The 13,494-nt window shown below is 71.6% G+C and carries 13 protein-coding genes and 2 pseudogenes; 1 reads left to right on the top strand and 14 read right to left on the bottom strand.

Translation table 11 applies throughout. The features are described from left to right. Positions 1-35: 35 nt before the first annotated feature. The 7 genes and pseudogenes from Saso_RS30320 to Saso_RS30290 all read right to left on the bottom strand — a co-directional run bounded on the left by Saso_RS30320 (position 36) and on the right by Saso_RS30290 (position 6,802). Positions 36-1,154, bottom strand: coding sequence for a DnaB-like helicase N-terminal domain-containing protein (locus tag Saso_RS30320; protein ID WP_189925607.1), 1,119 nt, complete (start codon positions 1,152-1,154; stop codon positions 36-38). After that, positions 1,154-2,425, bottom strand: a complete 1,272-nt coding sequence (locus Saso_RS30315) for a DNA cytosine methyltransferase (RefSeq protein WP_189925609.1) — start codon at positions 2,423-2,425, stop codon at positions 1,154-1,156. Before Saso_RS30315 ends, Saso_RS30320 begins: the two co-directional genes overlap by 1 nt. Beyond that, a complete protein-coding gene (locus tag Saso_RS30310) occupies positions 2,422-4,215 on the bottom strand; it encodes a type IV secretory system conjugative DNA transfer family protein (protein WP_189925611.1) in 1,794 nt (597 codons plus the stop codon). The genes Saso_RS30315 and Saso_RS30310 overlap by 4 nt, the downstream gene beginning before the upstream one ends. A gap of 34 nt (positions 4,216-4,249) precedes the next feature. Continuing rightward, the gene (locus tag Saso_RS30305) at positions 4,250-5,035 is read right to left on the bottom strand and encodes an SPDY domain-containing protein (RefSeq protein ID WP_189925613.1); all 786 of its coding nucleotides are present in this window, start codon (positions 5,033-5,035) and stop codon (positions 4,250-4,252) included. Between the two features lie 2 nt (positions 5,036-5,037). After that, complete coding sequence (locus tag Saso_RS30300) at positions 5,038-5,562, bottom strand: hypothetical protein (protein ID WP_189925615.1); 525 nt, start codon at positions 5,560-5,562, stop codon at positions 5,038-5,040. A gap of 72 nt (positions 5,563-5,634) precedes the next feature. Continuing rightward, positions 5,635-6,455: pseudogene (locus tag Saso_RS30295) on the bottom strand (SPDY domain-containing protein). Next, a complete protein-coding gene (locus Saso_RS30290) occupies positions 6,446-6,802 on the bottom strand; it encodes a hypothetical protein (protein ID WP_189925617.1) in 357 nt (118 codons plus the stop codon). The pseudogene Saso_RS30295 and the gene Saso_RS30290 overlap by 10 nt, the downstream one beginning before the upstream one ends. Before the next feature lie 211 nt (positions 6,803-7,013). Between Saso_RS30290 and Saso_RS30285 the strand changes: the two genes are divergently transcribed. Further along, positions 7,014-8,216, top strand: a complete 1,203-nt coding sequence (locus Saso_RS30285) for an IS110 family RNA-guided transposase (RefSeq protein WP_189925619.1) — start codon at positions 7,014-7,016, stop codon at positions 8,214-8,216. Positions 8,217-8,255: 39 nt separating this feature from the next. Here Saso_RS30285 and Saso_RS30280 read toward each other — a convergent pair. The 7 genes and pseudogenes from Saso_RS30280 to Saso_RS30250 form a co-directional block, all read right to left on the bottom strand. Then, positions 8,256-9,055 (bottom strand): annotated as a pseudogene (locus Saso_RS30280) (SPDY domain-containing protein). After that, positions 9,052-9,435: a hypothetical protein gene (locus Saso_RS30275; protein WP_189925621.1), complete on the bottom strand. Its 384-nt coding sequence runs from the start codon at positions 9,433-9,435 to the stop codon at positions 9,052-9,054. Before Saso_RS30275 ends, Saso_RS30280 begins: the two are co-directional and overlap by 4 nt. Positions 9,436-9,910: 475 nt before the next feature. Continuing rightward, positions 9,911-10,669, bottom strand: a complete 759-nt coding sequence (locus Saso_RS30270; RefSeq protein ID WP_189925624.1) for a hypothetical protein — start codon at positions 10,667-10,669, stop codon at positions 9,911-9,913. 24 nt (positions 10,670-10,693) lie between these two features. Continuing rightward, positions 10,694-11,398 carry a hypothetical protein gene (locus Saso_RS30265; RefSeq protein ID WP_189925626.1) on the bottom strand — a complete coding sequence of 235 codons (705 nt, stop codon included), beginning with the start codon at positions 11,396-11,398 and terminating at the stop codon, positions 10,694-10,696. Positions 11,399-11,411: 13 nt separating this feature from the next. Beyond that, on the bottom strand, positions 11,412-12,260 hold the full coding sequence (locus tag Saso_RS30260) for a relaxase/mobilization nuclease (protein WP_189925627.1): 849 nt from the start codon (positions 12,258-12,260) through the stop codon (positions 11,412-11,414). Beyond that, a complete protein-coding gene (locus Saso_RS30255) occupies positions 12,257-12,889 on the bottom strand; it encodes a tetratricopeptide repeat protein (protein WP_230426627.1) in 633 nt (210 codons plus the stop codon). Before Saso_RS30255 ends, Saso_RS30260 begins: the two co-directional genes overlap by 4 nt. Before the next feature lie 152 nt (positions 12,890-13,041). Then, positions 13,042-13,467, bottom strand: coding sequence for a hypothetical protein (locus Saso_RS30250; RefSeq protein WP_189925631.1), 426 nt, complete (start codon positions 13,465-13,467; stop codon positions 13,042-13,044). Between the last annotated feature and the right edge of the window lie 27 nt (positions 13,468-13,494).

Genomic DNA, 13,494 nt, shown 5'->3' with positions numbered 1-13,494 from the left:
GGCCTTCGGGTCCGGCCACCGGCGTGAGTGGGGTGCTATCGGATTGCTCGCGCGGCGCGGGCGGCGTGAGCGGCCGTCGTGGTCGGCGGGCCGGCGCGAGTGGCGGGTGCCGGGCGCGGCCGTGGTGGCGGGACAGTTCCGGTGGCGTGCTGCCAGCGGGTGTGAACGGCGCTGATGTCGGCGAGGGAGCGGCGGGCGCCCACCACAAGCTGGAACGGGGTGTTCGCCGGGTCTCCGGCGTACGCCGAGATGCGCCGGCCAGCGTGATCTGCGGTGGCCAGGAGGGAGCGCTGCAGGGCACGTTCGCCCCAGTGCTCCACGGAACCGGCCGGTTCGGCCAGCAGGCGGAGCACCTCGCCGGGTTCACTCGCGTTGTCGAGCAGGCCGCGCTGTTGGGCCTCCCATAGGACGGTGACGGGGTCGACGGGCTCGCGGCGGCGGGCCAGGGCGGTCAGGCATTGCCACAGGCCGGCGTGCAGGGGCCGGGTGAGGTCGTCGGGGAGCAGCCACCGGACGGACTCGATGTCGGCGGGGTGGGCGGTGGCGGTCGCTAGGAGCAGCTGCTCCTCCTCGACCGCCTCGGTGCGGTCGGTGGTGATGGCCGGCGGCGGTGCCGCGGTGCGGGGCAGCACTCCGGTGCGCGGCGGGAACCGGCTCGCGATGTCGTCCACGACCGCGGTGATCGCGTCGGCCTCGGCGAGCACTTTCTCGACTGGGTGCGGGTGGGAGGCGTCGTCGACGGTCTGGATGAGGCGTTCGGCGGCCGTCTGCAGGCGACGGCGGGCGGCTTCGGCCTCGACCATGCGGGCGTAGGCCCGTGCGTGGCGGGGCCAGGGGCAGACCTGGACGAGGGTGTGGAGGTAGGAGGGGGTCAGTCCGCGCGCCTGTTGGCGGCTCATTGCGAGCACTTGGTCGAGCCACTTGGTGTTCTTCACGTGCTCGGCGGGGTCGGGCGGAGGCAGGGTGCTGATGGCGGCGAACAGGGCGGCGTGCGTAGCAGTGGAGAAGGAGCCGGCGGCGATGCCGCTGACGTCGCTGAGACGGTGTGGTTCGAGGAGGAGAGCGCCGAGGAGGGCCTGCTCGACGTGGAATACCGGCTGCGTCGGCGCGATCCAGTCGAGGTCGTCTTCGTCGGGTTCGGGGGTGTGGGGCATCAGGCGGCGAGGGTGAAGTCGTCGGGGTCGAGGGTGACGCCGAGGTGCGGGGCGAGGAGGTGGCCAGCGAGCAGCGGGGGTACAGCGTTGCCGATCTGCGAGAACTGCTGGCCCTTGTTGCCGGCCCAGGGGTAGTTGGCGGGGAAGGTCTGCAGGAGGCCGGCCTCGCGGGCGGTGATCCGGATTGGCTCCGGCACCGCTGGCACGTCCGTGTCGTTGGCCGGAGCCGACACCGGTTCGGCGACCCAGGTGCACTCGTTCGCGCGGTGACCGAAGAACAGCGTGCCCGCCGGCTCGGACAGCGGACGGACGGTGGCGTTGGCCTGGTTGTTGCTGCGCAGGGACCAGGACCAGCGGTGCGCCTCGGAGGTGAACGTCGGCGCCGGAGCGTCGGCGGCACGGTTCTCGCGGGTGCCGTGCCGGGCCGCCCATCCAGCGCCTTCGCGACGGGACTGCAGGACCACACCGTCCAGCCTGGGCATCCAGGTGCCGCGCTCCCGGGCGTCGGACAGCGTCTTGCGGGAGCCCGATGGGAACGGCTCGGGCCCGCCGCCCGGTCCGCCGCCGGCGCAGACGGTGGGAACGGGCCGGTCGGTCGCGCCCCATCCCAGGGCTTCGGCCATGCTGACCCAGCGGGCGCGGCCCGGACCGAACAGCGATTCCGGCTCGGCGACTTGGGCGTGCGTGGGCGTGGGAGGCTGTGCCGTACGGACCCGGGAGGCGAGCAGGATCGCCCGCCTGCGCGTCTGTGGAACGCCGAAGTCGGCGGCGTTGAGGATCCCGTACCAGACCGAGAACCCCCAGGACCGCAAGATTGCCGCGTACTGCTTCCACAGCGGCAGGACGTCCGGCACCTCCTCCATCGCGACCCACTCGGGCTCGCCGACCGCGTTCAGGGCATGCAGGTAGCGCATCGGCTCTGCCGCGAGCAGGGAGCGTTCGTCGCGGCAGGCGGCGAGGAGGCGCTCGCGGGTGTCGCGTCCGGCGGCGAGGTCCTCGACTGCCGTGTGCACCAGCGGCTGGTCGAGTAGGCCGAGGCGTTTGCCGGCCATGCTCCATGCCTGGCACGGCGGGGAGGCGATCAGGCCGTACGTGCGGCCGAGGAAGGGCCATGTCGGATACATGGCCACGTCGGCGCGGATCGTCAACTGTCCAGCGGCCACGCGGGTTTTGCAGGCCCACTCGTCCCATTCCAGGCCGATGTCGCGCTCACCGAGGACCTTCAGTGCCCTGCTCCAGCCACCTGGACCCGCAAAGAGGTCGAGTATCACGTGGCCAGCCCGAAGTCGGACTGCGTCGGTGCGTGCTTGGCGATGGCCCGGGCGGTGATTGCCTTTGACGCGCGGACGGACGCCGCGGACAGTTCTGCCGCGCCGGGCTCCTGGTACCACGGGCGCAGGTCGAGCATGGCTGCGCGCATACCGGTGGCGAAGCAGAGCGCCGTGCCCTTGGGCAGGGCGCGGATCTCGTCGGCGGGCAGGATCCGCTGCTGTCGCATCGACACCGAGGTCGACTTGCCGGACTCGGAGTGCGAGGTCGAGGTGGTCTCGACGTCGTGGTCGCCGATCAGGCGGGACAGCTTGTCCGCGAAGTCGGGGTCGTCGATACCGGAGCCGATGACCTTGACGGTCGAGGCGGACCACATGGCGTCCATGCCGGCGTCCCCCCAGACCTTCTGGCCCTGGCGGTAGGACTGCAGGATCGTGATCGGGATGATCCCGCGCGACCCGAGGTGCGAGTACAGATCCGGAAGGTCCGAGATCTTGCACACGTTGGCGGCCTCGTCGAGGATGGCGAGCATGGGCGGGTCGAGGCGTCCGCCGGCGCGTTCGGCCTGCGCGGTCGCGGCCCGCATCACCGAATCCGCGCACGCGGCGATCAGCGCCGATGCTCCGCCTCCGCCGTCCTTGCTGAGCAGGAAGAGGGTGTCGGTGGAGGTGACGAACTCGGACGGCTTGAACTCCGGAACGTTCTTCTGCGGGGTGACCCAGGCCGTGATCTCGCTGTTCAGCAGCGCGGCGGCGTACTGGCGGGCGGTCTCGTAGATGCCGTCCCGGGTTTCCGGCGGTCCTTCCACGGTGCCCTTGAGCTGGGCGGCGACGGCGGTGTATCCGTGGTCGCGGAGGATGTCGAGCGGGGTACGGTCGGCGGGGAAGGCCAGCCACTGCATGACGTCGGTGATCGGCCGCTCGTCCAGGGCCGCGGCGAGGAACAACTGGGCGAGGATGTTGGATCCGGCCTTGGACCAGAAGTCGCCCTGCTGGCTGGCGTCCACGGAGGCGGCGAGAAAGTGGCCGGCCAACCGCCCGGCGTCGTCGAGGGTTTTGGCGCCAGCCAAGGGGTTCCACCACATCTCGCGTGCGGCGTGCGCGATCTGCTGCGGGTCCATCGCCCATACCCGTCCCACCGCGGCGCGGGCGTCGTAGGTGGCGGTGAACGCATCGCCGGCGGCCTTGTTCGAGGTCAGCAGGACCGGGCCGGGCGCGGCGAGGATGGAGGGGATCGCGAGCGAGGTGGTCTTGCCCGAGCGGGGCGCCATGATGGCGACGGCCACGTCCTCGTAGCCCATGCGGATCTCGTGCTTGGTGCCCTGCAGGTTGCCGAGGAGGATGCCGGTGTCCCGGGCCTCGATGTGCTTGGCGTCCTTCAGGCTCGGGCGCAGGGAGCGGGCCTTGTCGGTGATCGCCTTGGCCATCAGCGGTTCGATGTCCCGGGCCTTGGCCATGCCGGTGATCTTCTTCTTCCGGCCGCCGCTGCGGTTCTTGTGCCGGGCCCACAAAATGCCCGCCGCTGTCCCGAGGGCCAGGAGCAGGAGAACGGGCACGATGCGTGCCCCGATCAGCAGGGGCGTTTCTCCCGCGTGGGGCCAGAGGCGCTCGGGGTGGAGCAGGGCGTTGGTCGGTTGGTACGGCGCCCAGCCGGCTCCGGTGAGGGAGGCGGCGATGTTGCCGGACAGCCAGGCGAGGTGGGACAGGGGGACGACGACGGCTGCGGCGCCGATCAGGAGGCGCAGGACGATGTCGTATCCGTCGGTGGAACTGTTGGAGGAGGTGGGGGGCAAAGAGTTACGTGCCTTCCGGGCGGGGGCGGGGCATTCAGCGGCTGCGGCTCTTCCTGGCCGGCGGCTGGCGCGGCGAGCTTGGAGTCGTCGGCGGAAGGGTGCGGCGGGCCGCGAGGGCGTGGACGCGTTCTTCCAGGGCGGCGGCGACGTGCACGGCGAGGACGTCCGTTGTCCGGCGGGTGACGACGTCCGGGGCGCGGGTCGGAAGACTGCGCAAGCTGTTGGTACGCGCTGCGGGGTGGGGATCGGTGAGCGCGGTGGTGAACGCGGCGACCAGTCGTGCAGGGGTGTGTTCGCCGAAGCGGGCCTGCCACACCGGCTTTCGCTCCGGGCCGAGGGAGGCGGTGACGAACCAGGCTCCCGGCTCCTGCGCGGTTCCCAGGCGCTGCACGTAGGCCGTTCCGTCGGGCGACACGAGGCCGTCAGCCCCGATAGTGGGGGGCTGCCACGCGCTCTGCCGGAGCGGTTCGTACGGATCCGAGGGTGTGCTCGCGGCGGGGGCGGGGTCGGTGAGGGCGTCGGTGAAGACGGCGATGAGTTCCACCGGGGTGCGGGCGCCGAAACTCGCGTACCAGGCGGGCCGGTCCGCCTCCGCCGCATGGTTGAGCGTCCACCACTGTCCGTCGGGGTCAGGTTCCAGGCGCAGGAGGGCCTTCTGGTCCGGGCTGGAGAGCAGGACGCGGGGCATCAGGGGGTCGTTGCCGTGGCTCCAGCCGCAGGCACGGTGCAGGGGGACGGTGATCCAGGCGGGGTCACCGCCGCCGGCCAGGTGGCGCGGCGCGATGAAGTCGACCTCGACGGTCTCGGGGGTCGGGGGCATGCTCACTTCCGTGCCGCAGCTCGCCGGTCGGGCGCGGTGGCCGGGGCCGGTGTTGGTGTGGGAGCCAGGGGTGAAGGGGCTTTGCGGGCGGCCGTGTTGATCTCGCGGAGCGCCTTGCCGTGGGTGGCCCAGTCGTCGAGGTAGCTCCACGATTCGGCGTGATGTTCCGCGAGGGCGTCGTCGAAGTCGGCGGTGCCGGGCTTGGCGGTAGCGGGGAGGGCGTCGCGGGTGACCAGCCATTGATCGTGCAGTTCGTCGAGCCGGTCGATGGCGTCGCGCAGGACGCCCAACTGGTAGACCCAGCGGCTCTGCACGGCATCCTCCGGCAGGTCAGCCAGTTGAGTCTCGGCCGTGGCCAGCAGGTGACGGGCGCCGTACCGGAGCGGCTCGAACGCCTCGGCGGTGTCGGCGTCGCGCTGGCTCGCGCGCCTTCCGTAGGCGTGGTCGTCGTAGGGCCAGCCGTCGAGGTCGGTGTGCTCGTCGGAGTAGGTGTCCCAGGCGTCGAGGATCTTCTTGCTGTCGTTCACGTAGGCGTCGAGGTGGCGGAGGAAGGCGCGGTGGGCGCGGTGATCGGCGGGAATGGGGAGGATCCTGTCGGTTCAGCGGCGGGCGGCCGACTGGGCGGTGTGGGCCTGCGCCGGGGTCTGTGCGGGTTTCGTCTGCTGCCGTAGGGCGGAGCGTGCCCAGGCACGGAGCGACTCGATACGGGCGGTGTGGGCGTCGACCACCTGCTGTGGGCGCAGCGGGCTGGGCTCCTGCACGGCGCTGTAGTGGCCGGTGCGGTCGTACATGCGCGCTGGAGCGGGCTGCGGTCGGCCAGCGCGGTGAGGAACGATCCGACGAGGTGGGCGGGGGCGTCCTCGTCGAAGTAGGCGTGCCAGATGCGCGGGCCGGGGAACTGCCCGTCGGCGGGCTCGCAGGTCTCAACGTGCCAGGACGACCGGCCACTGAATTCGCTCAGCGGGCGCAGTTCGATATGGCACATGGAGTCCGGCGACTGCGCCGTGCCGTCTGAGTCGCGGTGCCAGCCTGCTGAGGTCAACGGCTGCCACGGGTCTGACTGTTGGGGCGGCGGGGTGATGAGGGCGTCGGTGAAGCCGGCGAGGACCTCGGCGGGCACGAGTTCACCGAATTCGGCGTACCAGCCGGGCTCGGTGTCGGTGGGCTCGGCCCGCAGCCGCCACCATGCGGAGGTGGTGGACTGCGGGTCGAACTGGAGGCTGTGGCGTAGGTCGGGACTGCGCAGGACGATCTCGGCACTCAAAGGGTCGGAGACGGCGCTCCATCCGGCGGCGGCCAGGCCGTGGGTGACGTGGCGGGCATCCCCGGGGCCGGCGAGGTGGCGGGGGCTGGTGTCGAAGGGGATCTGCCAGGCATGCTTTTCGGCGAACCCGGCGAGCTGCCGTTCGCTCAGCGGCACCGACCGCACCCCGGCTCACTCGAGGCGGCGCTGACGATCACCTTGCGCAGCTCGTCCAGGACGTAGTGGAGCATGTACTGGTCGGTCTGCGCCCACGCTGCGGCACGCAGCTCGGTGACCAGACCGCTGATCTTCTCGCTGTGCGGTGTGTTCGGGTGGCTCTGTACGGCGCGGGCGAGGGCGCGCAGGGTGTCGCCGAGCTGGATGGGCAGGCCGGTGTATTCGTCGAGGAGGGGCTCGACGAGAGCGAGAGCCTCCTTGGGGTCGGGGTTCTCGCGCAGGTATTCGGTGAGACGGCAGAGCGTGTCGGTCGCGGCGCGGATGGTGTCCGGGGTGAGTGCGGGCATCGGGCTCCGTAAGTTGTTGGGCGGCCCGGGAGGGTCGGATGTGGCTTATCGGGTCCTGCCTTCTGTGGCTTCCGAGGAGTGGCCGTCCGGCTCTCCGGGGCGCCCTGGCTGCTGATTGAGATGTGCGCGCCGTGTGCGGTCGCTGTTTACGGAGATGACAGCGGGGTGTTCCTCGGGCCGACGGCATGCCGTGCGGAACGAGGAGGGGCGAGTGAGCAGACGGACGGGTCGGGTCTGGGCCGGTGTCGACGCCGGCAAGGGTCACCACTGGGCGGCGGTGGTCGATGAGACCGGCGCGACCCTGTGGTCGAAGAAGATCGACAACGACGAGTCTGCGATCCTGGCGGCGCTCGGCGAGATCCTCGGCCTGACGGATGAAGTCCGCTGGGCGGTGGACATCTGCGGGACCTCCTCCGCGCTGCTGCTGGCACTGCTCGCCGCTCACGGCCAGCAGGCCGTCTACGTGCCCGGCCGCACGGTCAACCGCATGTCGGGCGCCTACCGGGGGGAGGCGAAGACCGACGCGCGTGACGCCTACGTCATCGCGGAGACCGCCCGCCACCGCAACGACTTCGCCGCGATCGACGTGCCGGCCCAGCTGGCCGCCGACCTCGCGCTGCTGACCGCCCACCGCTCCGACCTCGTGGCCGACCGGGTACGGATGATCAACCGGCTCCGCGACGTGCTGACCGGCGTCTTCCCCGCGCTGGAGCGGGCCTTCGACTACAGCTCGCAGAAGGGCGCGCTGGTCCTGCTGACGGGTTACCAGACTCCGGCGGCTCTCCGCCGCCGCGGCCGGGCCCGGCTGACGGCCTGGCTGGCCAACCGCAGCGTGCGCAACGCCGACGCCGTCGCCGCGACCGCGCTGCAGGCCGCGCAGGCCCAGCAGACCGCGCTGCCCGGGGAGGACGTCGCCGCGCAGATCGTCGCCGACCTGGCGGCACAGATCCTGGCCCTGGACGACCGGCTGAAGCGGATCGACAAGCAGATCCGTGAGACCTTCCGCAGCCACCCCCAGGCGGAGATCATCGAGTCCGTGCCCGGCATGGGCCCCATACTCGGCGCCGAGTTCGTGGTCGCTGCCGGCGACCTGTCGGCCTACGCCGACGCCGGCCACCTCGCCTCCGCGGCCGGGCTGGTGCCTGTCCCACGCGACTCCGGACGGCGCACCGGCAACCTGCACCGGCCCAAGCGCTACAGCCGCCGCCTGCGACGGGTGTTCTACATGTCCGCGCAGACCAGCATCATCCGCGAGGGCCCGAACCGGGACTTCTACCTCAAGAAGCGTGGCGAGGGCTGCAAGCACGTTCAGGCAGTCATCGCACTCGCCCGGCGACGGGCAAGTGTTCTGTGGGCACTCCTGCGTGACGGGCGGCTCTTCACCTCCGCCCCGCCGGTCACGCAAGCGGCTTGACTTCAGCATTGAGACTCATCGGGGTGGTGGGTGTCGTGGTCAGCGGCGGGTTCGTGCGCCGGCGGCGGCATGGGCGCGGGCGGTGGTGCGCGGTCCGGTGCTTCGGGCGCTGTTGCGGGCCCAGGTGGCGGCTCGGGCGGCCGTGATGCGGGCCTGCTGCCAGGCGCTGAGTTGGGAGGGCTTGACGGATACCGACCAGGTGCGGATCTGCGCGCTGTGTGGGACGCGCCGCGCGGGCGCATCACGGGGTCAGGGCTGGCGAGTTCGGTGGAGAAGGCTTGCACGAGGTGCATCGGGGTGTTCGGCGTGAAGTTGGCCGTCCAGCCGTTGCCCTGTTTGTCCTGCGCTCCGGTCCACCACATCGCCGTGCCGTCGGGGTTCTGGCGGTACTGCATCCACGCGGTGCCATCGGGGCTGGTCGCCACGTAGTTTTCGCCCTCGAAACGCGTGTGCCAGTTCTGCTCCTGCAACGGGGCCCAGACGTTGGGGGCGTGTGCGGAGCGGGGACGTGTGAGGGCGTCGGTCAGGCCGGCGACGATCTCCACCGGGGCCTGCCGTCCCAGGTGAGCCGACCACTCGCCGTTCGCCCCGTCTGCCCGGCCGTGGATGGTCCAGCCGCCGGGAAGGACGTAGGGGTCGTAGGCGACGCGGACGGTGCGGTCCGGGCTCTCCATGTGCAGGGGGCCGCCCGGCTTGGACTTGTCCCGCCAGCCCGAGGCGCGCAGGAACTCCGAGAGGTGCCGGACGTCGCCACCGCCGGCCAGGGCACGGGGCTGGACGAGGTAGTGCTGCTCGGCCTGCTCGCCGGGCCCCCAGCCCTGCCACTGCTTCTTCTTCACCGACGCCGCCGGACGACGAGCGGGGCGGGCACTGGGGGCTTCGCCGCAGTGGTGGCGGGCTGGGTGCAGACGTGCTGCAGGGTGTCCTTGTGTTCGTCCAGGTCGAGGGTGATGTCGTGCAGTTCGTTCGAGGCACGGCCCAGAGCGAGCCACACCTCTGCGGGGAGCGCGCCGCGCTCTGCCTGGTCCTTGGCGAACATGCTTCCGGTGGCGACGAGGTGGGTGACGCCCCCGAGGACTCCGCTGTCCGGGTCGAGAACGCGGGCGATGACTTGCGCGGCCTGGGCCGGAGGAAGCTGGGAGAGGTGGTCGGCGAGCTGGCCGAGCTGGCGGGTGATCTCGTCGGCGAGTCTCAACGGGTAGGGGGCGGGGTGGGACATGCTCCTCCGGGGCGGTGGACGGTCAGTGGTGGTGGCGCTGCCCGACGCGCTGTGCCTCGGTGAGGACGGCCTCCGGGCGGGCGCCGGCCAGAGGGGAGGTGTGGTCGGGGCCGCTCGGTATGCAGGCGCGCAGATAGCGGCGGAAGAGGGCGGTGGCGAGCCGGGGCTTGAGCCGGTTGCTGATCGGTGGGGGAGTGCGGGGTGCTACGGGTTTCTCCGGGAGTCGGGCTGTGTGCTGGGCGGCCCCTGTGGGGTGCCGGGGCCGCCCAGGCGTCTTACGGGGTACGGGGCGGACCGGCGCGGAGTGCGACGGGGAGCCGGCCGGTGACGGTTGCTGTGCGGCGGGACAGGCCGCTCGGGTGCGGAGGCCGTGCATGGCCTACCGGTAGGTGGCTTCGTCGAAGACGTCGGGCGTGCTGTTGACGTCGTAACCGGTCAGGAGCAGGGCGGATGCCGAGGTCGGCCTCCGCCTGGTTCATCGAGTCCTGGCGGTTGGCATACGGGTGCCGGCCGGTACCGGCGGCATGGGTGCCAGGGCGGAGATGGGCGCGGTCCGTCCGGCGGGGTGCTGGAGGGCGGTGCCGATGCCGAGTGCGTCGAGCTGCGGGCCGATCTCGCGCAGGGAGCGGGCCTGGGCGTGGGTGTCGTCGCCCTCCAGGCGGTAGATGCCGCTCTGCGGGTCCTGGACGAAGCCGTGGGCGATGAGGATCGTGCCGGCACGGTCGTCGGCGGGGGCGGTGGCGACGCTGCCGTCCGGCTGCCAGGTCAGGACGATCCGGTCCGGCTGGGAGGGCTGGATACCACCGAGGGCGTTGTGCCGGACCTGTGCGAGCGCACGGTCGTAGCGGGCGAGCAGATCGCCGGCGACCTGCTCGGCGCTCAGGAAGGGGTCGTCTGCCAGGGCGATGCCGTTGGGCTCGGGGACAGCGCGGTACGCCTCGTCGGGCAGGGCACGCGGGGCGACGGCGGCGAGAAGGAAGCCGTCGCGTCCGTCGTGCCGGTCCAGGAGGGCGAGCTGGGCGCCGTCGGTGCGGCTGAGGACGGCTGCCTGCGTCAGCGGGTGCTCGGCGAGGGAGGCAGCGACCATGTCCAGGTCCCAGATCCGGTCGGCGAGTTCGGCGAGGTCGTCCTTGGCGTCGGCTGGCAGGTGGGTGCTGGTCCAGGTGTCGGGGAGTTCGCCGGCGAGGACGTCGGCGTACGAGGCGAGGCGCTCGGAGGTGTCGTGGTCGTGCATGGTGTCCTTGGGCAGTTGCGGGGCTCAGCGGCGCAGGCGGGTGGCACCGACGGGTGGCGGTGCCGGGGCCGGCAGTGCACGCGGCGGGGGTGGGCAGGCGCACACGGCGGAGCGTTCGGGCTCGTGGTCGGGAACCCGCTCGGCGCAGGCGCGGCGGCCGGGGTGAGGGGCGCGCCGGTCGGCCAGCCGTTCGCGGGTGTGCGCGAGGTCGGAGTGGATGACGCGGACGTATTCATCGGCGAGGTAGCGCAGGCGCCGGGCAGTGTGCGGATCGCTAGCGTCGCCGAGTCCGTCGAAGAACTCCGCCAGGGCGCCGAGGGTCTCCTCGAACCCAGCGAGGATGCCGTCGTGGGGAGCGGTGAGTTCGGTGAGGATGTCGGCTGCCTCGGCGGTGTCGGTGGCTTCGCGCAGACGCTCGGCAAGGTGGGAGACCGAAGCACCGAGCGCGGGATAGCGGGCCGGCCGGGCCTCGGTGTCGAAAGCTGCGTCGCAGTCGACGTGGTAGCCGGCAGCTCGCAAGCGCCCTACGGCATCGGCGGCGAGACGGGACCCGTCGCCCTGGGTGAGGCCGGCGGGTGCGCGGTGGTAGGTCTCGTGGAGGCGGACGACGGCGATGAAACCCGCGCGCTGGAGAATGCTGTGCGCCTCCAAGTCGCCTCCATGGGCGAGGAGTTCGTCGGAGTGCGGGTCACGACGGATGTCCAGGAAGCGGTCGGTGGTGCGGGGCAAGGAGACGTTTCTCCTACGGAGATCGGTGTGTGATGTGCCGGGCCACGGGCGCTGCGGCGGCGATCCGGGACTGGACCAGGTGGGCCGCAGTGGTGTCCAGGTCCTGCTGGATGGCGTGGAGACGGCGGGCGATCAGCTCCAGGCGGTGCGCCGTGCCGGTGTCGGCGGCTCCCGGCTGGCGGGCGATGCGGTGAGCGGTGTGCTCGATCAGTCCGCGGACCGTGGCCAGCGGGCCGGCCTGCTCGTCGGCGAGCTGCGTAAGGACGCTCGCGAGCTGCGCGGATGCCGTGGGCGCCGTACGGACAGCAGGCCGCGCCGTGGGACCGGTGCGGACGGGGATCAGGTTCAGGTTCTGTTCGATGCGGCGTGCCTCGTCCGCAAGGCGCCGCAGGATGTCTGCGGGCGGGGTGCGCCACGTGCCGTCGAGGTGGATCAGGTTGGCGACCAGGTCCAGGCGTCCGGGCTGTGCTTGGACGGCGATCCACCGCCAGCCGTGCTCCGCGGCGCCGGGTATCTCGATACCGGCGGCTCGCGCGAACCGGTGAGCGGTTTCGGCCCACTCGGGACCGGTCAGCTCCCGGTCGTCCGGGTGGAGGTGGATGTCGAGATGGAGGATCGCCCGCCGGTCGTCGTCCGCACTGGCAGTGAACGGATGCTCCAGGTAGGGATCTTCGAGGTGCTCGGCCCACTGAGCGGACGTCCAGGTTCTCTGCTCGTCATCCGGGGTGTAGTAGTCCAGGCCCGGCCAGTGGGCGACGATGGTGTACTCCGTCAGACCCTCGTTCGGGGAAAGGGGCCGCCCGAGTGCCTCGGCGAGCGGGTCGCGCGGCGAGTGGGTCCGCGCGTGCAGGCGGGGGATCATGACGGCACCCCGCTCGACGTGCGGGTGGGCGGCCGGTGCTGATGAAGGTCGCGGGCTGTGCAGAGCAGGGAGCGCTCGCGGACCAGGTCGGCGTGCACCGAGGTGTCCCCCGGCGGGAGACAGTCGATCGCCCTGTCGATGGCGCCCAGCCCTTCGTCGTACCGGCCCAGCCGCCGCAGGGCACCCGCCACGCGGAAGAGGACGATCGGGTCGCTGCCGGTGGCGAGGGCCGGTCGGGAGCTGAGGGCCAGGAGACGCTCCGCGCCGTGGTCCAGGTCCTGGCCGAGCCACAGCCCGTGCAGCAGGACGTGCAGGGTCTTGGTGTGCTGCCCGGCGTCCGCGAGGACCTCGTCCATGACCGCGAGGCCCTCCGGGCGGGACTGGCCCAGCAGCGCGAAGGCGTACAAGGCCCGCGTGTAGCAGTCCAGCGGCTGACGCGCGGTTTCCGCGAGTTGTTCGACGAGGCGTTGGAGGGTGGGGCAGCGGAAGTCGAACCGCAGGGCGCTCAGGTACAGATGAGCCAAGGTGCGGGCGGTGATCGGGTCAAGGCCCATTGCGGTGACGTCCTGCGGGGACAGCAGGGCCAGGACGCTGTGTCCGGCCGACCGTGCCGCCCAGGCAGCATCCACGCACACCTCGGCCGAAGTTCTCCAGTCGGCCTCGATGTCGCGGAGGTCTTCGGCCAGGTGAAGCGGCCAGGAAGAATCGACCGGAGATGCGGTGGCTCGGGCCCTGGCTCTGTCGAGCGCGGCGAAACGGCCGGGACGGTGCGTGGGGGAAGTCATCGACCACTCCGGATGTCCGCGATGTGCACGAGCTGGCCCAGGGCGGTGGTGGTGTACCAGCCGCAGTCGATCAGCTCGTCGCGGTCGGTGAACCGCGTAAAGAGGGCATCCTCCATGGCGCGCAGGTAGATCAGGCAGTCCGGGCAGCGGCGCGAGAGGTGCACGAGGTAGCGGGGGTGGGCGGTGACGTAGGACTGGGCGCCGCCGGTCGCATCACGCAGCCGCCAGCCGTCCTCGTCGGTCGGGGTGTGCCAGGACGGGGCCACGACGCGCATCGCATCGCCCCACAGTTCTCCGCCAGCCATCCCCTTCAGGACGACGACAGTGTCACCGGCCTGGAAGTGGGCGTGGGTGATATCCCGATCGGGGGTGAGCGGGTCGGGCGTCGGTGCGAACGCCGAGGTGGGCGGAAGCTGGGACATGAGTTCCTTCCACGCAGATGCTGGCGG

The organism is Streptomyces asoensis (assembly GCF_016860545.1).
Classification (GTDB): domain Bacteria; phylum Actinomycetota; class Actinomycetes; order Streptomycetales; family Streptomycetaceae; genus Streptomyces; species Streptomyces asoensis.
The sequence above is the reverse complement of the archived record's forward strand: the minus strand, read 5'-3'. Positions and strand labels throughout refer to the sequence as shown.